Source organism: 'Catharanthus roseus' aster yellows phytoplasma (assembly GCF_004214875.1).
GTDB classification, from domain to species: Bacteria; Bacillota_I; Bacilli_A; order Acholeplasmatales; family Acholeplasmataceae; genus Phytoplasma; species Phytoplasma asteris.
Genome location: NZ_CP035949.1, coordinates 94,219 through 115,446, shown reverse-complemented (window position 1 = coordinate 115,446; position 21,228 = coordinate 94,219). Strand labels below are relative to the sequence as shown.

Here is a 21,228-nt window from a genome sequence, read left to right as displayed (position 1 = left end):
CTTTATGATTGCAATTTATTAATTTTATGATAAGCTAAAATTAGCAATAAATAAATTTGAAATATTAAGAGATTTTGTTCCTTTTTGATTGTTTATTGTTGTAATTTTAATTACTCCTTTTTTATTTTGTTATAAATTGATTATTTTGCTTTATAATTATTTTATTGACTAACTTATTGCATTTAGTTTATCGACTATTTTTTTATATTTGATAATTGCTAATTAAACAACAATTTACAACTTAAACTTATAAATTATAAACTTAATTACAAATTACAATTGCAATTACGATTATAATTATAATTATTAACTTTATTTCTCCAAAAAAGATAGGTATCAAACCATGAAAACATTAATTATTTTAAAAGATTTAACCAAAGTATTTGACAATCAATTAATTTTAAGAGGCATAAATTTAGAAATTAAACAAAATGAATTTGTCACTTTATTAGGTCCTTCAGGTTGTGGAAAAACTACTATTTTACGTATTTTAGGCGGTTTTGAAAACCCTAGTAGCGGAGAGGTTTTATTTCAAGAAAAAAGCATTTTAAATGTAGCTGCTCACAAAAGACCAATTAATACTGTTTTTCAAAAATACGCTTTATTCCCTCATTTAAATGTCTTTGAAAATGTAGCTTTTGGCTTACGTTTAAAAGATTTTAACTCCAAGATTAAAGCTAATTTAGCTCTTAATAAAAATCATTATCAAACTAACAAAGCCAATTTATCAAAAACTTTTCATCAAGAATTAACCAAAGATTTAACACAAGAAAAAACTACCCAAATTACACATAACTTTAACAATCAAATTGAAACTTTAACCAAAGATTTTGAAGCAAAACAAACTGCTCTTAAATGCAAAAAAATAAACAAGAAAGAGCAAGAAGAACAAATCCAAAAAGAAGTATTAAAATACCTTAAAATTATGGGTTTACAAGGACTTGAAAAAAGAACCATTGAACAATTATCAGGCGGACAACAACAACGAGTAGCAATTGCAAGAGCTTTAATTAACAAACCCCAAGTTTTATTACTTGATGAGCCTTTATCTAATCTAGATTTAAAATTAAAACAAGAAATGCAATACGAACTTAAAGAAATCCAAAAAAACTCAGGAATTACTTTTTTATTTGTCACTCATGACCAAGAAGAAGCATTTACTATGAGCGATAAAGTAGTTGTCATGAATCATGGCGAAATTCAACAAATAGGAAGTCCTGAAGATATTTACAACGAACCTGCTAATCGTTTTGTAGCTCAATTTGTAGGAGAATCCAACTTAATTAAAGGAGTGATGAAAGATGATTTTTTAGTTCATTTTGACAATCAAACTTTTAATTGTGTAGATAAGGGTTTTCGCAAAGAAGAAAATGTAGATATTGTTATTCGTCCCGAAGACATTGATATTGTCTCCCAAGGAAAAGGCTTAATTACAGGTATAGTACAATCAATTATTTTTAAAGGCGTTCACTGGGAAATTGATGTTAAAACTGCCCAAAGAACCTACACTATTCATACTACTGACCATGTTGAATTAAACAAACAAGTAGATATTACTTTTAATCCTGAAGATATTCATGTAATGGAGATTTGGTAATGAAAAAAACCTACACTTGCAAGGACAATCAAAAACTATACAGACTATTAATTTCGCCTTATTATATTATTTTATTAGGATTAATTATTTTACCTATGGGTTTTATTTTATTTGATTCTTTTCAAGATACTAACCAACAAAACGCATTTTTTGCAACCCGTTTTACTTTACAACACCATCAAGAATTTTTATCCAATCAATCATTTTTATACGTCCTTGCTAGATCAATTGCAATTTCTATTATTGTTACTTTTTGTGTCTTTATCATTGTCTATCCTCTAGCCTATATGATTTCTCGCCTCAAAATGAAATGGCAAAGTTTTCTTGTCATTATCATCAATGGCACTATGTGGATTAATATGATTATCAAAACTCAAGCATTAGTCCAAATATTTCATTTATTACAAAAAACTTTTAATATCAATCTTTTAGAAACTAATTTTGCTATGATTGTAGGACTTATTTATTTATTTTTACCATTTATGTTTTTGCCTATCTACACTGCAATTATCAAAATAAATCCCCAACTTATTCAAGCCTCCAAAGATCTAGGAGCAAACGAATGGCAAATATTGCAAAAAATTATTTGGCCCTTATCACTTTCAGGAGTACTTGCAGGCATTTGTCTTGTCTTTTTACAAACAGCAACTAATATTGTAGCTCCACGTTATCTCGGAGCAACTACCCAAATTACTATTGCTGAATTAATCGAAAACAAAGCTTTATTAAGTGGCGAAATCAAACAAGCTTGTGCAATTGCTATTCATCTTTCTTTAACAATGTTTTTGATTTTTCAAATGTTTAAAAAATTAAGTTTAGGAGAAAGCAAAGATGTCAATTAAATTATCTGGGGCAAACCCCCCCCAAACTGCTTCTACCAAAATCCCAAAAAAACCCAAAAAAACCATTACTAACACCTTATATATCATTTTAGTGTTAAGTTTTATTTATATTCCTATTTTATCTTTAATTATTTTTTCTTTTAACAAAAGCGAAGGCAGAATTGCATCTTTAGTTAATTGGCAAGGTTTTAGTTTTCAATGGTATTCTAAACTTTGGACTGACCAAACAGTTAAAACTGCTATCAAAATAACTTTATACATTGCTTGCCTAACTACTTTAATTTCTACTTTTTTAGGTACTTTTGCAGCTATTAGTCTTGCTCAAAGTCTTAACAAAAAATGGCGCAACATTGTTCTTAATGTAAGTAATTTTTCTATTGTTATTCCTGAAATTATTACTGCTTTAGCATTATTTGTTGTCTTTGGTTTTATGGGTTTGGAATCTGGTTTTTGGAAAATGCTTTTAGCCCACATATCTTTTTGCACTCCTTTTGTAGTTATTACTGTCTATCCTAAAGTAATAAATCTTGACCCTCATTCTTTAGAAGCAGCCTATGATTTAGGAGCAACCCCACTCAAAGCTTTAACCAAAGTAATACTACCTCAACTTAAAGGAGCTATGCTTTTAGGAGCCACTCTTGCTTTTAGTCTTTCTTTTGATGACTTTATGATTTCTTATTTTGTAGGTGGTTCTGAATGCCAAAATATTTCTGCTTATATCTACAGCCTCAAAGGAACTATTAACCCAACTGTAAATGCTTTATCTACTATTTTAATTATTATTGCTAGTTCTAAAATTATCCTTAATTTCATCAAATACAACAACCAAAAACAAAACCAAAGGAAAAATTCCAAAATAGAAGCAGAGGTAAATAACAATGAAAATGAAAGTAAAAATGGAGCTACAACAATAACTACAAACAAAACCACAACCACTAAAACAAAAACAAGCACAAAGACAAACACCAATGAAAACGAATTTAATACCAAATGAAAAAGACAATTAAAACTGTAGCAACAACATTGCTTTTCGTTTTAACAACAACTTTTGTTATTCTTATTATTCTTAATCTTAAAAACAAAAATATACTTCCCCAACACCAAGAAGAACAAACATTAACATTATTTAATTGGGGCGAATACTTAGAACCTAGCATTATTGAAAAGTTTGAAAAAGAAACTCACATCAAAGTTAAACAAGTTCTTTTTTCTTCTAACGAACTTGCAGTTACCAAAATTAAAAGTAAAAACCAATATGATCTAGCTATTTTAAGTGAATATGCAATTGATCAATTAAGACAAAGCAAAATGTTAGAAACAATAGATGATGGTGAATTAATAAAAGATGATAAACATTATTATGAATTAAACAAAGACCTCCAAGACAAACTCCCTTCTGAATTTAACAATTACGCCGTTCCTTATTTTTGGGGAAAAGTAGTTATTCTTTATAATAAAAACAAAATAACTCAAGACCAAATTAATGAACTCAAAGATCAAAATAAAGGTTTTAAATATTTAAAAGACACCAATTTAAAAGTAGCTTTATGCAATAACGCTCGCGACGGTTTAATGGTAGGTCTAAAAGGTACTGAAGGAAAAATTGCAAACCCTTCCCCAGATGAATTAAATGAAGCCAAAAAATGGCTCTTAGAACTAAAAGAACAAAAACCTAACTTAGCTTTTATAAACGACCAATTAATGGACCGCATGAAAAATAAAAATAACGAATACTATGATATAGTTATTGCTTATTCAGGAGATGCTAATTTTTTAAAAGAACAAAATAATAATCTAGATTATTTTTCACCTACAGAAGGAACCAATGTTTGGGTTGATGCTTTGGTAATGCCTAAAGGAAGCAAAAAAACCCTAGCTTATAAGTTCATCAATTTTTTAAGACAAAAAGAAAATTACAAAAACAATTTAGCTTTTACTAAATATAATTCTCCTTATGTTGGATTAGAAACTTTTCCAGGAATTCCCCAAATAGAAATCAAAGGTAACGATGAAGTTTACAAATACGACCAAACCACCCAAAAAACCATCAATACTTATTGGAACGACATTATTGCTTTTCCCAGCCAAAAAGATTATTGGCTATTTATCTTAAGTTTTTTCATTTTTTTAGCTATTTTTATCACATATTTCCATCATAAATTCAAAAATAAATTACGTTTAGACCAATACCCCAAAAAATAAAAACTTTAATATAATTTGTTCTAACCCCAAATATTAATCAATTAATATTAAAAAAACCAACTTTTAAGTTGGTTTTTCCTTTATAAATGAAACAATTAAAACTAATTTGGTATTCAATCAATTATTTTTTTCAATTTTTTTTATATAAAGATAAATTGAAATAATAAAAACAGCCAACAACAAAATAAATAATATATAGGCAAATATTTTTATATTGTAAATGTGTGTGTCATAAGTTTGAGATTGTAAATCACCCACATCAGCTACTTTATTATTGGTGTGGTGCAAATAAACTTTATTTTTTTGAGTATTTTTATTCACTAAAACATTTGTAAGAGGCAATATTGGTTCTACATTACTACTTTTACCCCAAGTATAACGATGTTGCCAATCAACTACTTTATTATTTTCGGTACTTGTTTCTAAATAATGTCTTTGGGATGTTTGTCTACCATTTTTATCATAAGTAGCATCCCAAGTGTCATAATGTTGCCAATCAACTACTTTATTATTTTCGGTACTTGTTTCTAAATAATGTCTTTTAGAAGTTTGCTTTTGGTTTGCATCATAAGTAGCATCCCAAGTATCATTATTTTTCCAATCCACTAATTTATCTTTTTCATTACTTCCTTGCAAATAATGCCTTTCTAATAATTGATTACCATTTTTATCATAGGTTTTATCCCAAGTATCATGATGTTTGTAATTAACTAATTTATTATTTTCGGTGCTTTGAGCTAAAAAATATCTTTTAGATGTTTGTCTACCATTTTTATCATAAGTAGCATCCCAAGTATCAGGATTTTGCCAATCAACTAATTTATTATCTTGCGTGCTTTCTAATTTGTAATGTCTTTGTGCTATTTGATTTCCGTTGGTATCATAAATTGCATCATAAGTATCAGGATTTTGCCAATCAACTAATTTATTATCTTGCGTGCTTTCTTCTAAATATTTTCTTTTTTCTATAATTCTAATAGCTAAATTTTCTTTTAATGGATTATTTGCCCAAACTGTAATTATATTTCCTAATAATAAAATAAAAATCCATAATGCCAATAACAACAAGCACACCTTAGCCAATAAAAAATGCTTGGGTTGTTCTAAATTATTCACTTTGTAAAAAAACTCTTTTCTAATATGGCAATTATAAATAATTCCAACTTGAAAAAATTGCTATTATTTATTTTAATTATACAATTATCTCTTATTTTGTTTTTTATAATTGTAATAGTATTAAATACTATGTAAAATTATTATATCGCAAAATAGATAAAAATATACTTAATTTTTATTAACATTTCTTTGTTGTAATGCTTTATAAATTATTATATATATTATTTTATTGTGGGATAAAACCTAAAACTGATAAACAAACTTCTTTTAAGTCTTGAACTTCAATTTGTGTTTGTTTGTTTCTACACATATTAATACAAGTATCATTAACAAGTGTTTCGATGGTAAGATTAGAACACTTCATAATGTCATTTTCAATTGCATCATTAACATTTTGGGTGAGATAATTTAGTGCATCATCAGAAATTGGGTTTTTACAGATATTTTTAACTAAGAATTTCATAAAGTCTTTGCGTGGTTCTTTTTCGAGGGTTTTAACTTCAATTTTGTAAGTAAATCTTGATTTAATGGCATCATCCATTTTATTTAAATAATTTGTAGCTGCAATTAAAAATATGGGCTTAGTTAGGTTATTTTTTTCGATAGTTAATTCTTCTTTGAAAGCCGTAACAGCTTCACTTCTTTGTCCTTTATGATGCTCACGTATTTGTGTAAGATCAACAAAAACCTCTTCACATTCATCAACAAAAATGATAGCACCACCGTGTTCATCAGCAATTTTTCTTGCACTATCAAATAAAGAATGTACTGCCTTTACACTTTCTCCTACATATTTTTGAGCAAAATCAGCAACAGTACATTTAGCAACATATTTAAAATGAGTATCTTTCATAAAACAATTAGCAAAAAAAAATCCAGTGCCAGGAACTCCATATAATAACATTCCTTTGGGAGGATCTATTTTACCTTTACCTTCAAACATTTTGGCATTTGTAACAAAATCTAGTACTTTTTGAGCTGCCAATTTTTCTTCTTTCATTCCAAATAAATCATCCATATATTTTTTGTTAGGATTAAAATTGTTTAATTCAAATTGAACTGGCGCATGGAGTGCATCTATAACACTCCATTTGGGAGTTGAAGGTGATTTTTCAGATAAAGATGGAGTTTGTGTTATGGTAGGTGGAGTTGTTCGTTGGTTGTGGTTGAAATTGAGGTCTAAAAGCTAAAATTAAAGCTATTGCAACTAAAGAAAAAGCAATTAAAGTAATAGCAGTTTCGATTTTAAATGATTTATTCAAAAAATTTAAATTGAGATCTTTTTCTTGATTATCCATAAGATAATTTCTCACTTTCGTTTTATTTTGTTATTTTTAAAAGTTAGTTGGTTGTTAATAAATCAAACAATTATATTGTTATATCAAATTTATAAATCACTATTTTTATAACTTGCCTAAAACTTTATAAATGAATTAGTTTTTATTTTAATGAATTGATTATCACAAACAAAACTTTTTTAACAATTAATAATTATTTGATTATCTCTATTATATCTCTTTCAAAAAAAATAAAGCAAATTTAAATAAAACAAATAACAAACTAAATAATTCTATCAATAATCTCATAATTTTACTTATAAGTCATAAAAAACTAAATTTTTGCTCCCTTAACTTATTTGTTTTATAAGAGAAAAATTAAAATATGTTATAATTAAAATAGGTTTTTATTTACCTTAAATAAAAAATCTTTCCTAATCATACTAAATTAAGAAAAAAATATTCCATTCCTTATTATTATCTAATTATATTAAAGAAATTTTTTCGAAGAAAGGCAACCAAGATGAATAAAGATAAAGTTATTCAATTTATTGACGGACAATTATTTAAAAACATGATTACTAACGGAGCTATCAATTTACAAAACAACTACCAAACCATTGATAATTTAAATGTTTTTCCCGTACCAGATAGAGATACAGGAACTAATATGAAAATTACTATGATGTCAGGCGTTAAAGAAATTAGCAATTTAGAAACTCGTTCCATAGTAGAAGTATCCCAAGTTTTATCAAAAGCATTATTAATGGGTGCCAAAGGCAATTCAGGAGTTATTTTATCCCAATTTTTTGCAGGAATGGCACAAACTTACCAAAAACTCAATAAAGAAACTATAAATATTAATGATTTTATCCATTCACTTGAAGGAGGCTACAAAAAAGCTTACCAAGCTATTATAGAACCTCAAGAAGGCACTATTTTAACTGTTTTTCGTAAAGCTGTTAAACAAACTCTCAAAGCTAAATCCCAATTTAGTACTATTGAAGATGTTTTATCCAATTTCTTACAAAACGCCCAAAAAACTCTTTCCCAAACAACTGAATTATTAGAAGTCTTAAAAAAATCAGGAGTAGTTGATAGTGGAGGGGCTGGCTTTGTTGAAATCCTTAAAGGAATGTTATTATTTTTACAAGACCAAAAACTACTTCAAGTAAACCAAAATACCCAAACACACACAAATCCTGATAAAATACAAAAGTTGGGACAAGTTAATATTAAATATACTTATTGCACTGAATACATTTTTCAAATCAAAGAATCCCAAGAAAAAAACCTTGATATGAAACAACTTAAACAAGCTTTATTACAAATAGGAGATTCTTTAGTTTTAGTTAAAGACCAAGAAATTCTAAAAATACATATCCATACCAACAAACCAGGACAAGTTTTAGAAAAACTCTTAACTTATGGCACATTAAAGGTAAGCAAAATTGACAACATGAAAGAACAACATCAATCAATTTTAGATCAAAAACACGACACATTTACCCTACAACAAGAATCTACCCCAGACCCAAAGTCACCTTCAAACTTACCTAACTCAAATAAAGATCAAAAATATTTTTTTATTGCATTTGCAAATGATACCAAAAGCCAAAAAGTCTTTGCTGACCTTAAAGTAAATCACATTATAAAACAATCTAATTTTAACCCTACTACTTTTGAAAAACTTCTTCAAACAAATACTTCCCAAAACATCATTATCCTACCTAATGACACATCTCTTTTAGAAAAGCTTACAACCCAACTAAAACAATTACAAGGAACCAATCAAGAAATTGTCCTTTTACAAACTAAAAACATCGCTCAAGGATACAGTGCTCTTTTAGCTTTTGATAAATCATTGGATTTAGTACAAAACAAAACTATCATGGAAGAAACTATCAAAAACATCCAAACAGGAAAAATTATCTATGCTAATAAAAAAGATGCTAAAAACATATCCAATCAAACTCTTTTAGAAAAAGAATATTTATCTGTTTGGGAAGAAAAAATAATAGCTACTAATAAAGATAAATATCAAGCATTAAAAACATTACTCCAAAAAATGATTAAACCTAATCAAACCTTTTTAACTGTTTTTTATAATCCTTCATGTACTGATGAAAAAGAATTAGAAAAACTAGAAACTTTCTTAGAAACTAATTACGACCACATTGAATTAGAAACCTTAGAAAGCCAAAATAACAACATTCCTTACATTGTTTCATTAGAATAACAAAAGTGATCTATAAGATCATTTTTAAGCGGATATGACGGAACGGTAGACGTGCATGCTTGAGGGGCATGTAAGAAATATCTTGTGTGAGTTCAAATCTCACTATCCGCACCATTAATTTATTTATTTTAATTAAAATCATTATATTATATTAAAAACCCCCTTTTTATTAAGGGGGTTTTCTTATTAGATTTCATGTTATTAAGAAATATAAAAACAATAATAAAAGATACAATAATTACAGTAATATAGATAAAATGTTTGTTTATTTGTTTCATTTGAAAATCAATTTTCTTATGTATTTAAAATATTTAATATCATTTTATTATTGTTATCTAAAATTACATAACTTGCCTATATTATATATAATTTTAATAAAAAACAATTGCAAAGATATTTTATTATATTTATATTTTATACTGAAATTATTCCCACTTTTATGATATCTATAATATATTATATTAATTTAACAATTAAACGCTGTTATTGGGGAAAAAAAAGCTAAATAATAAAGTTTTTTAATAAACAAATATAATACATCTAAATTATATAATGTATGGAGCGGGCGAGGGGAATCGAACCCCCGTCTCATGCTTGGCAAGCACGTATAATAACCACTATACGACGCCCACATCATCTTAATTTTGGTTTTGGTGCCCTTAACAAGAATTGAACTTGTATTTCAGCATTACCATTGCTACGTTCTGCCGTTAAACTATAAGGGCTTAACATATTTTATTATATCAAAAAAAATATCAAAATGCAAATTTTTGACGAAAAAAATGAAAATTTTACCAAAAAACGTCAAAAAAGTAAAAAAAATAAAAAAAAGTGTGTAAAAATGTTTGACTCTAAAAATAAATGAGTTATAATAGATAATAGGTTATGAAACCGAAATAATTTAAAAGAAGGAGTATTATTAATAATGCAAGACAAAAAACAACAGGGAACATGTAGATGGTTTTCTAAAGACAAAGGCTACGGATTTATCGTTTCAGCTGATGGGAAAGATATTTTCGTACATTACAGTTCTATTCAAACTGAAGTCTTTGGAAGAAAAACACTTAATGAAAACGACAAGGTTGAATTCACTGTTAAAGAAGGCGACCTCGGAGCTCAAGCTGTAGATGTTGTTGTAGTTAACGAATAATTTCATTAATAATCGAACAAAGGAAGGGATGCAAATCCCTTTTTTGTTATATATATTGATATTGAGCTTTTTGTTTGCTTGTGTAATTTTGATTTGAGTTTAGTTTAATTTAGATAATTTTATCTTTGGCGCTTTTACAAAATTTTAAATTTATTGGTTATAATTTTTGAGTAGGCAAAAAGAATAAATTAATCAAAATATGATCCATTCCAAAACACAAATAACAAATCTAAAAATAACTTGATTTAAAAAAGGTTTTTTGAGTTAAAATAAAAATATGGGGATGTTTTGGATTTGCCAAGGTCAACGAAATTTATATAGCATATCTTGGTTACGCAAGTAAAAACGTCGAGGTTATAATAACCGGAAATAACAAACAAACTGTAACAAATACACAAGATTTTGCTGGACAAACTCCAGTTTATCAAATGAATTTTGCAAACAGTTTTTCTTCACAATTAGCTTTTGCTTAAATAAATAAGCAAAACCCGCACTTAAATTAACTTACGATTTAAGGAAGGCAATAAGGTAAGTTTTGCTAATTGGGTTTGTCTTTGCTCTTTTAGCAAATATCAAAAAGACTAGTAATTTATGGATTTTGTTTGTTTTTTCATAAATTGCGAACTTACAAAATAAACTAAATATGTAGAATATATAAATTAAAGTGATTTTGTACATGGGTTCGACTCCCATCATCTCCACCAAAATAAATTATAAATTATTTGCTTGTATTATTACGTTTTTCCAAAAAAGAATATTTTTAATCCTTGACCAAGTTAAAACTGTCTTATTAGGAATCTTGTTTTTCGGAAAAATCATAAAAGTGAGTAAGGATACGAATTTTTTCAATAATTTTGTATACCTTAACTTCACTATTAGCATTTTCAGCTCCATGCAAATGCAATAAATAATTGTGCAGTTCATTAAAGGGCAAATTACTACTAATAAAAAGGGGCAACTTTTTTTCAGCTCTATCATACAACAAAGGAAGCAAAATTTCATCACGAAACCAAGGTGTCATATTTTCTGAACCTAGGTCATCCAAAATCAAACACTTAACATTTTTTAATTGTTGCAACCTTGTTTCTAAAGTATTATTATACAAAAAATTTCTAAATTTTCTAGTTATATCAGGCATAAAAAGAAAAATAACAGAAATTTGTTTTTGAATTAATTCATAAGCTATTTTTTTCAAAAAAATAGTTTTTCCAGTATTAAAAGAACCCGACAAATAAAAACCTTTGGTAGATTTTTCAAAATGTTTAATAATTTGTTTCATCTCTTTTAACGCTTTTTGCTTAGAATCATTATCCACTACAAATTGCCTCACTAAATGAGCATCAAAATTAATGCTACTATCAAACAATTCATTTTGCGATTGCCAATGTTCCTTAAAATAAAGAGCTTGAGATTTAACAGTAGGAACCCAAACAACTCTTAAAGGATTGGTTTTTATTTCTTGGCGATTCCCATATTCATTTTCTTGATCTTTGGTGAGCAAATAATGATAAATAACTGGCAGTTCATCATCAGAGATATCTAAATTTTTGGTTTCTTCGCACTGTGCAATCATTTTCCTAATTTTTATTTTTATATCTGAAAATTCCATAAATTAATTTTTCACCTCTTTTGCTTTTGTAAAATGTTATCAAATTGAATTGATTCCTTGTAATAATAAATCATCCAAAAAATTATGACTGTTTTTTCTTTTTAAAATCTTCTAACCATTTAGGAGAAATTTGTGGTTTTTTTAAATTAGATCTAAACTTAGTTTGAGATTGGTTTTTTTCTTGTTCCATATAAAAATCATATGCTGTTTCAGTATCAAAAATCCCTTTTTGCTCCCAAGATTTTAAGATTTTTTCCAAATAAACCACCGAGGGCACAAAGCCTTTTCGTTCCAAAATATAAGTTAAAAGCACATTGACTAGCCCCGGTTCTAAATTGTTTCTTTCCATAAATTGAAAAACAGTATCAGCCGCAGTGGCTTGCATATTTTTAGGACAATGATTTATAATAATTCTTTGAGTAGAATCTTTACGTTTGAGCAAAGCAATCGTATCTTGTTCATTATATTGCGTTTTTTTCGCAAAAACCAAATTTTGATTTTGAGTATGCATCTGATAATATCTTTTTACACCTAGGCTTAATTTGGATAATTCGATTTCGCTGGGCTTTGGAAAAGTTTTTTGATATATTTCCGAAAGTGTAGCTTCATCTAAATTATAAACTAAGCTTAATTTTTGAATAAAATCACTTGTTTGATTGCAAGTTAAAGATGGTTTTTTGAAACGTTGGGGCAATTTTTGCAAAAATAATTTATAATCAAAAGCGTTATTTAAAAACTGTCTTGGAGAAGAATTTGTTTGGTTATTGGGACAAGTAAAATCAGTTGGTAAATCCATTTTTTGCACTTGAAACAAATCATCAAATTTTTTACTAATGTCTTGAAAAGCGTCCCAATTATTTTTTTTAGTGGAAACTTCTTTACTAAAATGATTTTGCAAACTCAAAAAAGTAGCCTCTCCCACTTCACTTAATAAAAAATTACTAAAAAGAGGGTCTTTAAAAAACTCTTGAGATCTGCATGGCAAATTAAGCCAATAAATTCTTTCTTGGGTTTCGGAATTGCAAAAAGTTTGGAGCAAATTAAGAGCTTCTAATTTTTCTTGTGCTTCTAAAAAATCATTTTTTGAAACCGCACTCAAATCAAATAAAAATTGATGTTGATAAAAAATATTAGGTTTTAGAGTTGCTAAAATATGATAAATACCAAGCGCATGAGTGCCTATTAGTGGTTGATAAAGCAAACTTAGGCTTTGATGGTCTTCAAGCGACAAAAAAACTGAATTTTTAATTTGAAATAAATTTAGATGACTAAGCATAAAAACCTCTTTTTTAAAAATATTGATCTATTTTATAGTTGAAAATAAATCAATTATAATTCTTTATTAGGATTATGATTTTGACAAACAGGACAAAGATAAGTACCTCTGCCGCCAACTTTGATTTTGATAATTTTAGTTTGACAGTTAATACAAGGCTTATTAACTTTGCCATGCACTTGTAATTTGTTTTGAAAATAGCCTATAATGCCTGGCTGAGATTCAAAAGTACTTACAGTAGTTCCCCCCAGTTTAATGGCTTTGGTAAGTACTTTTTGGGAAATTGTTACAATTTCTTGCACTTGTTCCAAAGACAGTTCGCAAGCTTTAGTTTCAGGATGCAATTTTACTAAAAACAAAACTTCATTAACATAAATATTGCCTAATCCAGAAATTATTTTTTGATTTAATAAAACTTTTTTCAAAGCGCTTTTGGTCTTTAATATTTTTTGATACAAAACAACTGGATTGATTTCAAAAGGATCTAAGGCTAGTTGATGCAAGGTAGTTTGGGTTAAAAAAATGTTCTGATTCTTAACTTCAAATCTACCAAATTTCCTAAAATCATAATATCTTAAAGAACTTTTATCCTCCAAAATAATTGCAAAATGTTCGTATTTGTGTTTAGGCTCATCGCAAGGTTTGATAAATAATTTTCCTTCCATTCTTAAATGCCCTATTAAAACTAATTCTTGAGTTAAAAAAAATAATAAAAATTTACCTTTTCTTTGAATATCCAAAATGGTAGTTTGTTCAATTTTTTGAAATTCTTTGGTATTTTTAACAGCAGGCTCATAAAATACCTTAGTTGCAATAATTTTTTTTCCTATTAACTGTGTTTTTAAAAAATCTACAATAATTTGGACTTCAGGTAATTCTGGCATGCATTTGCTCCTTTTTTATCTTTGTTTTTGGATTGCAATTGTTCTTATGTTTTTTCTTTTGCTTTTTTATTGGTTTGGATATTTAACATTTCTATTTTATAAATAAATTATAAATAATAAGATTTGTCCAATTAAATATTACCATTATCTAAAATAAAAAAATAATTCAAATGTTTAGAAATTAAATCTATGTTTTGTTGCAAATAATCATTTAAAGCAAAATAAGTAATTTTGGCAGTTTCATTGTTTCGTTCTAAATGGCGCAATAATTGCAATATGACAATTTTTTTCATATCTAAAATATTTTCTTGTAAAAAAACATATAATGTTTCTAAATCAAAATTCGGAGTTAATTTTTGATTACCAAAAAAAACTTTTCTTTTCAATAAAGTTAATGCATATTTTTTTTCTTTGATTTGTTGTAATAAACTTTGATAATAATTTATAATTTCATCATCCAAACTTAAATATTGATGGATAAAATCTTGGGCACAATTCGAAGAAATATTTAATTCAGGGATAATTGCTTTTATCCACACATCCACATCAAAATTCGTTGTTTCAGAAAGTTTTTGAGAGTCCTTTTTGATTTCTGATTTGGGCGCATTTACAAAAAATTGTAAGGTTTGTTCATCATTTAAAAGATGATTGTTTTCAATTTTAAAGTAATTTTTAATTTTTTGAATATTTCCTAAAGTAGCTAAAATTTTTAACGAAAAGCAAAAAAAATTATCATTAATTAAATAATTATAAGATTTTTTATTGTTTATTATATTTAAAAAACAACTATTTTGATACCCAAAAACATCTTTGAATGATTTTAATTGGTTGATGTGAGTTTCTTGTTCTTGTTCTTGATTATTTTTGAGCTTTATGTTTGTGTCTTGGTTTTGATCTGCATCTTTTTCTTGTTCTTGTTCTTGCCCTTGATTTGTTTTTGGTATTTTTTCTTGTTGTGTCTCTATTTTTTCATCCGTATTTTTTTCTATTGGCTGTGCTTCTATTATTTGTTTTTGTTGTACTAAATTAGTTTCATATTCTAATTGGGCTAAAATATTTGATAAGGGAAGTTCTATTTCTTGAAACAAAAATAATTGGTTTTGAGCTTTTAAATGATGCAAAACGCTATTTTTGATGGCGTGTAATAAAAAAGCTTTAAAAGCTACTTTTTGCTCTAAAATAAAAATGTTTTGAGATAATTGGCTTACATAATTTGTGTTATTCAAAATATCTATTTTGGCTATAATATGAATAAATTCAAGATTTTTCAAAGGAAATAAAAGATAAGAAGCACAAACTAAATCAAAGATAACTCCGTTGAGTTCTTGATGTTTTGTTTTTAAAAAAAGTTGTGTTGCTTGATTGTGAAAAACAATTTTATAAAAATTAGCATCTTTTAGATAATTGCAAAAGTTATTATTATCAAAAGCCAAATTAGCATCTATAAAAAAATGTGTATTTTCATTGGAAAAACCAATTCCTTGCAAAAAAGTATTTGAATCATTTTCTTTTTCTAACTCAAAAAAACAAGCCCAAATTTGGTGTGGTTGGATTTGAGCCAAAAAAGCATTTAGAGAGTTTTGGTCTTTGATAATTTGAAAATGAAAATTGTTTTGAGGTGGGTTGGCGCCTTGTTCTTGAACTTTTGGAGCGTTATTGTCATTATTTTTAGTGGTGTTGTTGTTGATAGGTCTGTTTGGATTTGTTTGGTTTAAATTATTATCATTTTCTAAATTGCTATCTTTTTCTACTTCTTGCACTTCTTTGGATTTGGGGGATGCTTCCTTATTATAATTTGCATTTGTATTTGTGGTATTTGGTTCTTTTTCAATTCTTGCATATTTGGTAATAGCTAAGCGTCTAAAATCCATTTCTTCATAAAAATTTTTAAGGTTTTGCGCCAAACGTATTTGTATTTCTGTTTGCATACAATCAAAGGGCAAGGGAACTTTAAGGTCAATTGCGGTAAGTATTTTGCTAAGTTCTAAATCAGCTTGGGAATTTTGGATTTTGGTTTTTAAAATAGGTTTAATGTTGTCTAAATTTTGCATCAAATTATCTAGGGAATCGTATTCTTGTAATAACTTTTGAGCAGTTTTAGGTCCTATTCCCAATACTCCTTTAATGTTATCAGAAGGATCACCAATTAAACTTTTATAATCAATCATTTGATATTCTTTAAGACCGTATTCTTCAAACAAAGTAAGAGGTGTATAGCATTTAATTTCACGCAATCCTTTTTTAAGCAAACAAACAGTAATTTTTTCATCTACTAATTGCAATAAATCCTTATCACTTGAATAAATAGATACTGTCTTATTTTGATTGCTTGCTTCTTTGGCTAAAGTACCTATAATATCATCGGCTTCGTATTCGTCTTGGACATGATATTTAACGCCGATTAGGTCTAAATATTGTTTAATCAAAGGAATTTGACTAATCAATGCAGAAGGTGTTTCTGGTCTTCCTTGTTTGTAAGCATCGTATAATTGGTGTCTTTTGGTAGGTTTATGAGTATCAAAAGCTACTAAAATATAACCTTTCGTTTCTTCTAAAATTTTTTCAAACATTCTAATAAAAGACAAAAGAGCATTAGTGTAGATCCCTTTTTTATTTTGCAAAAGGGGTTTATATTTGCTTGCAGTTGCGTGATATGCTCGAAATAAAAGCGAATTGCCATCAACTAAAACTAAATGTTTCATTGTTTCTCCTATTTATTTTATCGTTTAGCTAATAGCCAAAATTGGATTATAAGTTAATAATGATTGTTTTATTTATAAGGTACAAAAGGAAAATAATTAATATAATATTAAAAAAAGAAAGTTTGTAAAAACTTTCTTAGAATACAAGGTTTTGTTTGGGTTTTTATTTTATTGCGTTTATAAAAAGATTTTATAATTTTAATTATAATGAGTTTTTTAATGAAATCTTTAAGGCAAATCAAATCCATAAATAACTTTAAAAGATTTTTTTAAGTCTTCAATTCTAATGTCACTTTGCCCTTGGGTTTCGTAGCGAGAATTGATAATTGCATCATCTAAAAGATATTCCATAGTGCGTTATCCTGTTTTGGATTTATCAGTTAATTTTTCCAATGCATCATTAATTGTTGTTAATAAATATTCTTTTGCAGTTGAGGTGATTGGTGTTTTTCTTTTTTCAATTAAGAATTCTAAGAATTTTTTTCTACCATTTGTATCTAAGGATTTAACTTCTATGTGGTAGTTGAGGCGCGATTTGATGGCATCGTCTATTTGATCTAAGTGATTAGTAGCTCCAATTACGAAAATAAAAGAATCAGGGTTGTGGGGGCAGTGGTTTCTTAATGAAGTAATTTCGGCTTTGAAGGTGTTTAAGATGTCTTTCATTTTTTGGTCTTCTTGGTTGATAAGTTCGATTTTTTCGTACTTGGTCGCATTCATCGATGAAAATTACTCCCATACCATTATTTTTGTTTAGATGCCATTAAGCTCTAATGAAATCAAACATCGCTCTTATAATTTCGATTCTTTATTCGCGGGTTTTGGTGATAAAGTCGGAGGGGGTAAATTCAAAACAGCCTGCATCGGTGGAAGGGGAGGTTTGTCTTGCTTGTGACATAAATGCTATTGCTAATAATGTTTTACCTGTTCCTGGGACTCCGTGTAGTAGGAGTCTTTTGGGTTTATTGATTTTTCCTGCTTTTTGGAACCATTCAGGATGAGATACCATTGCTAAAATGCGATTACAAGTTTCTTTTTCAGTTTCCATGCCAATTATGTTTGCAAAACTTATATTGTTTACTATATCATCATTTGTTTCTTTACAACGTTGGGATACTAAAGGATGTGCGCTAAATTTAGTAAGAGGTTTATTGGCATCATATTGTTCCATTTGTTTTTGATATTCTTTAAATTTTTGTTGTTTGTATTGATGATATAAGTTATATGAAAAATAAATTGTTAAAGTGGTTGTTAAAATAAATAATAAAGTGCCAATAAAAATTTTAAAAAAGTTTTCTTTACTTTTAAGTTAATAGGTTTATATTTGTATTCCTTTTGGATTTTATAAAAATGCAGCAATTTTTAATAAAAAATGTAATTTATTTATTATTTAATATAACACAAATAATTATTCATTTTGTTTTAATTAATGATAAATTAAAGTTGATTTTATAAAAATATTAAAGGATACAAAAATACTTAATAAAAAGATTTTATAATTTTAATTATTTATTATTCATACATATCACGAAAAAAAGCCATCGGATCATTTTGTAATTTATCAAGATCTTGATCATCAAAATGTTGCATTTGCTTAGCTAATTTTTTTTGTTTTTCTAAAAGGGTAATTAGCTTGTTAACATCACTTAATTGATTACCAGAACCTTTGGCAATTCTTTGTCTACGTCTACTGCTCAAAGCAATTAATTGAGGATTTTTCTTTTCTTGTTTAGTCATACTTTGAATTAAAACTTCAAATTTATTAAATCCATCATCACCTAAACTGGCAGAAAATTGTTTCATCTTACCACCTAATCCAGGAATAAAACTTAATAATTTGCTGAAAGAACCCATTTTTTTTAATGTTTTTAATTGTTTTTGAAAATCATAATAATTATAACTATCATCAAATAATTTTTCCATCATTTGTTTACTTTGATGAGGATCAATTTTATCGGTAACTGTCTCAATTAAAGTTAAAATATCTCCCATTCCTAAAAGACGAGATGCCATTCTATCAGGATTAAAGGGCTCTAAACTGTCAATTGTCTCTGAAGAAGAAACAAATTTTAAAGGCAGATCTGTCATTGCTCTTACTGATAAAGCAGCTCCTCCTTTAGTATCTGCATCCATTTTGGTCAAAATAACTCCAGTTACTCCTACTTGATTATGAAACGACTGAGCAGTATTAGCAGATTGTTGTCCTGAAAGACAATCCACAACTAACAAAATTTCTGAAGGATTGGCTTTGGCTTTAATTTGTTGCAATTCTTGCATCATTGTCTCATCAATATCAAGGCGCCCCGCAGTATCAATAATTACTGCATCATATCCTTCTTGCAAAGCATGTTTTAATCCTGCATCTACAATATCTAAAACAGCAGTGTCAGGTTTAGAAAAAACATCAATATTGATTTGTTTACCAATAACTTTTAATTGTTCTACTGCTCCTGGACGATAAATATCACAAGCTACAAGTAAAACTTTTTTACTATTTTTTTTACGCAACCAAAGAGCTAATTTTCCTACAGTAGTCGTTTTACCGCTTCCTTGCAACCCAATTAACATTAAAGTATCCAAATTACAATTAGGCTTAAAAGTAAGATCTGCACGAGTAGAACCCAAAATTTGAATTAGGGTTTCGTTTACGATTTTAATAATATGTTCTTTGGGGTTCAGTCCTTTTAAAACTTCTTGTTTCAAAGTCTTTTTTTCAATAATTTCATTAAACTTATCAATAACTTGCAAATGAACATCAGCTTCTACCAAAGAAACTTTAATATCTTGCATAATGTTTTGAATGTCTTGTTGTTCTAGGATTTTTTTTCCTCTAATTTTGTTAATAACTTTTTGTAAGCCTTCACCTAATATACTCATATTTTTATCTCCTTTTTGATGTTGTGAAATTTGTTTTTGTGGGGTTTAATTTTTTGTTGGGGCAATGTTTTTTAAATATTTTTGAATTCTTTATTTTTGATATAATAATTTTTATGTTTTTTTGTGTTTGTTTTTCGTTATTTGTTATTTGTTTTTTTTCTTTATAATTAGCAATTATAAAATATCTTCAGAAGTAAAAAAACCTTCAAATAAATTAAAAAGATAATTTTTAACATCAAAAGTAATTAAATCTTGGGATTTTTCGCCTACACCAATATATTTAGTGGGCAAATTGTATAAATATTTAATTGCAAAAACAATCCCTCCTTTGGAAGTGCCGTCAAGCTTGGTTAAAATGGCTCCTGAAAGTGGAGTTGCTTGATTGAACAAATCAACTTGATTAATAGCATTTTGCCCTGTAGTAGCATCCAAAACTAAAAAAGTTTGTAAATTGGAGGCGGGCAAATGTTTGCAAATAACACGATTAATTTTTGCTAATTCTTGCATTAAATTAGTTTTGTTTTGTAATCTTCCAGCAGTATCACACAAAATAATATCATAATTTTGACTTTTAGCAAGTTCGATGCCTTCAAAAATAACACTTGCAGGATGAGCTGGCAGAGGCTTGCAAAAAACTTCAACACCTACTCTTTTTGCCCAAATTTGGAGTTGTTCTACTGCACCTGCACGAAAAGTATCAGCAGCAATCAATAATACTTTTTTGCCTTCTTTTTTCAATGCTTCAGCAATTTTTCCAATAGTAGTTGTTTTTCCTACTCCGTTAACTCCTGTAAACAAATACATTTGAGGCAAGTTATTTTGAGATTGAAAAGTGTCTTTGGGATTTGTTGGATTGGAATCTTGATTTTGTTTTTCTTGTTCTTTTTCTTGTTCTTGCGGACTTTCTAATATGCCTTTCATACCTTTCATATTTTGATACAAATCAAACATTTTAGAAACAACAACAGAAGGAAGCTTTTGAGGATTTTTAATTTGAAATTGATTAATTTCATCTTTGATAGCTTGCATCAAAAAAAGAGTGGTTTTAGTACCAAAATCAGCTTGAATTAACAAACTTTCTAATGCTTGTAATAGGGTTTTTTCGATATTGTTAGATTGTTTCAAAAGAGTTTGAAAATCTAGAAAACTAGCTTTGGTTTTTTTAAGACCTAGTTGATATTTATCATTATTTTTATTTTTAAAAAATTTACTTTTCAACCATTTAAACATTTATAAACTCTCCTTTTTGAAAGTAATTAAGGTATCAAAATAAAAAACTTATACCCAATTATTATAACTAAAATACTTGCTTTTTGATTGAGTTTTTTAGGGTTTGGGGATTTTGTTATCATAAAATATTTAAGGATAAATTAAAAAAACCAAAACAAACAATAAAAAGAATTTTATTATAACCCCAATTAACAAATTTTATTTCAAATTCCAAAATTGACTAATTA

Annotated in this window: 18 protein-coding genes, 3 tRNA genes and 1 other RNA gene; 8 read left to right on the top strand and 14 right to left on the bottom strand. The window is 27.5% G+C overall.

Annotation, left to right across the window (positions count from 1 at the left end):
- The first annotated feature begins 343 nt into the window (after window positions 1-343).
- From EXT02_RS00525 to EXT02_RS00510, 4 genes are read left to right on the top strand one after another with little or no spacing between them, the layout of a single operon-like run.
- On the top strand, window positions 344-1,597 hold the full coding sequence (locus tag EXT02_RS00525) for an ABC transporter ATP-binding protein (protein WP_130427396.1): 1,254 nt from the start codon (window positions 344-346) through the stop codon (window positions 1,595-1,597).
- Window positions 1,591-2,439 (top strand): ABC transporter permease, encoded by an 849-nt coding sequence (locus EXT02_RS00520; protein WP_130427394.1) that lies wholly within the window; start codon window positions 1,591-1,593, stop codon window positions 2,437-2,439. The genes EXT02_RS00525 and EXT02_RS00520 overlap by 7 nt, the downstream gene beginning before the upstream one ends.
- On the top strand, window positions 2,429-3,433 hold the full coding sequence (locus EXT02_RS00515; RefSeq protein ID WP_130427392.1) for an ABC transporter permease: 1,005 nt from the start codon (window positions 2,429-2,431) through the stop codon (window positions 3,431-3,433). The genes EXT02_RS00520 and EXT02_RS00515 overlap by 11 nt, the downstream gene beginning before the upstream one ends.
- Window positions 3,430-4,641: an ABC transporter substrate-binding protein gene (locus EXT02_RS00510; protein ID WP_130427390.1), complete on the top strand. Its 1,212-nt coding sequence runs from the start codon at window positions 3,430-3,432 to the stop codon at window positions 4,639-4,641. Before EXT02_RS00515 ends, EXT02_RS00510 begins: the two co-directional genes overlap by 4 nt.
- A gap of 117 nt (window positions 4,642-4,758) precedes the next feature.
- Here the strand turns inward: EXT02_RS00510 and EXT02_RS00505 are convergent, their stop codons facing one another.
- The 3 genes from EXT02_RS00505 to EXT02_RS00495 all read right to left on the bottom strand — a co-directional run bounded on the left by EXT02_RS00505 (window position 4,759) and on the right by EXT02_RS00495 (window position 7,055).
- The gene (locus EXT02_RS00505) at window positions 4,759-5,757 is read right to left on the bottom strand and encodes a hypothetical protein (protein ID WP_130427388.1); all 999 of its coding nucleotides are present in this window, start codon (window positions 5,755-5,757) and stop codon (window positions 4,759-4,761) included.
- 226 nt (window positions 5,758-5,983) lie between these two features.
- Window positions 5,984-6,775 carry an ATP-binding protein gene (locus EXT02_RS00500; RefSeq protein WP_130427386.1) on the bottom strand — a complete coding sequence of 264 codons (792 nt, stop codon included), beginning with the start codon at window positions 6,773-6,775 and terminating at the stop codon, window positions 5,984-5,986.
- Window positions 6,776-6,869: 94 nt separating this feature from the next.
- Entirely contained in the window at window positions 6,870-7,055 is a 186-nt protein-coding gene (locus tag EXT02_RS00495; RefSeq protein ID WP_130427384.1) for a hypothetical protein, read from the bottom strand.
- Between the two features lie 502 nt (window positions 7,056-7,557).
- On the opposite strand from EXT02_RS00495, the gene EXT02_RS00490 reads away from it, so the two are divergent.
- Both EXT02_RS00490 and EXT02_RS00485 read left to right on the top strand, forming a co-directional pair.
- The gene (locus tag EXT02_RS00490) at window positions 7,558-9,273 is read left to right on the top strand and encodes a DAK2 domain-containing protein (RefSeq protein ID WP_130427382.1); all 1,716 of its coding nucleotides are present in this window, start codon (window positions 7,558-7,560) and stop codon (window positions 9,271-9,273) included.
- A gap of 28 nt (window positions 9,274-9,301) precedes the next feature.
- A tRNA-Leu gene (locus EXT02_RS00485) sits at window positions 9,302-9,387 on the top strand.
- Window positions 9,388-9,830: 443 nt separating this feature from the next.
- On the opposite strand, the gene EXT02_RS00480 is transcribed toward EXT02_RS00485, so the two are convergent.
- Both EXT02_RS00480 and EXT02_RS00475 read right to left on the bottom strand, forming a co-directional pair.
- Window positions 9,831-9,905 (bottom strand) — tRNA-Gly (locus EXT02_RS00480).
- A 19-nt stretch (window positions 9,906-9,924) separates the two neighbouring features.
- Window positions 9,925-9,998 (bottom strand) — tRNA-Thr (locus EXT02_RS00475).
- A gap of 200 nt (window positions 9,999-10,198) precedes the next feature.
- Between EXT02_RS00475 and EXT02_RS00470 the strand changes: the two genes are divergently transcribed.
- Both EXT02_RS00470 and ssrA read left to right on the top strand, forming a co-directional pair.
- The gene (locus tag EXT02_RS00470) at window positions 10,199-10,423 is read left to right on the top strand and encodes a cold-shock protein (protein WP_069028065.1); all 225 of its coding nucleotides are present in this window, start codon (window positions 10,199-10,201) and stop codon (window positions 10,421-10,423) included.
- Window positions 10,424-10,702: 279 nt separating this feature from the next.
- Window positions 10,703-11,127, top strand: a transfer-messenger RNA (tmRNA) gene (ssrA, locus tag EXT02_RS00465).
- Between the two features lie 86 nt (window positions 11,128-11,213).
- On the opposite strand, the gene EXT02_RS00460 is transcribed toward ssrA, so the two are convergent.
- The 9 genes from EXT02_RS00460 to ftsY form a co-directional block, all read right to left on the bottom strand.
- Window positions 11,214-12,032, bottom strand: a complete 819-nt coding sequence (locus EXT02_RS00460; RefSeq protein WP_130427380.1) for an ATP-binding protein — start codon at window positions 12,030-12,032, stop codon at window positions 11,214-11,216.
- An 82-nt stretch (window positions 12,033-12,114) separates the two neighbouring features.
- Window positions 12,115-13,308 (bottom strand): DnaD domain protein, encoded by a 1,194-nt coding sequence (locus tag EXT02_RS00455; protein WP_130427378.1) that lies wholly within the window; start codon window positions 13,306-13,308, stop codon window positions 12,115-12,117.
- 53 nt (window positions 13,309-13,361) lie between these two features.
- Window positions 13,362-14,192, bottom strand: coding sequence for a DNA-formamidopyrimidine glycosylase (gene mutM, locus EXT02_RS00450; RefSeq protein ID WP_130427376.1), 831 nt, complete (start codon window positions 14,190-14,192; stop codon window positions 13,362-13,364).
- 131 nt (window positions 14,193-14,323) lie between these two features.
- The gene (locus tag EXT02_RS03040) at window positions 14,324-16,894 is read right to left on the bottom strand and encodes a 5'-3' exonuclease H3TH domain-containing protein (protein ID WP_240682822.1); all 2,571 of its coding nucleotides are present in this window, start codon (window positions 16,892-16,894) and stop codon (window positions 14,324-14,326) included.
- 228 nt (window positions 16,895-17,122) lie between these two features.
- On the bottom strand, window positions 17,123-17,245 hold the full coding sequence (locus EXT02_RS03130) for a hypothetical protein (RefSeq protein ID WP_276318979.1): 123 nt from the start codon (window positions 17,243-17,245) through the stop codon (window positions 17,123-17,125).
- 6 nt (window positions 17,246-17,251) lie between these two features.
- Window positions 17,252-17,614: an AAA family ATPase gene (locus EXT02_RS00440; RefSeq protein WP_130427374.1), complete on the bottom strand. Its 363-nt coding sequence runs from the start codon at window positions 17,612-17,614 to the stop codon at window positions 17,252-17,254.
- Window positions 17,615-17,702: 88 nt separating this feature from the next.
- Window positions 17,703-18,065 carry an AAA family ATPase gene (locus tag EXT02_RS00435; protein WP_130427372.1) on the bottom strand — a complete coding sequence of 121 codons (363 nt, stop codon included), beginning with the start codon at window positions 18,063-18,065 and terminating at the stop codon, window positions 17,703-17,705.
- 341 nt (window positions 18,066-18,406) lie between these two features.
- Window positions 18,407-19,771, bottom strand: a complete 1,365-nt coding sequence (ffh, locus tag EXT02_RS00430) for a signal recognition particle protein (protein WP_130427370.1) — start codon at window positions 19,769-19,771, stop codon at window positions 18,407-18,409.
- Between the two features lie 174 nt (window positions 19,772-19,945).
- Window positions 19,946-21,001 (bottom strand): signal recognition particle-docking protein FtsY, encoded by a 1,056-nt coding sequence (ftsY, locus tag EXT02_RS00425; protein WP_130427368.1) that lies wholly within the window; start codon window positions 20,999-21,001, stop codon window positions 19,946-19,948.
- Window positions 21,002-21,228: the final 227 nt, after the last annotated feature.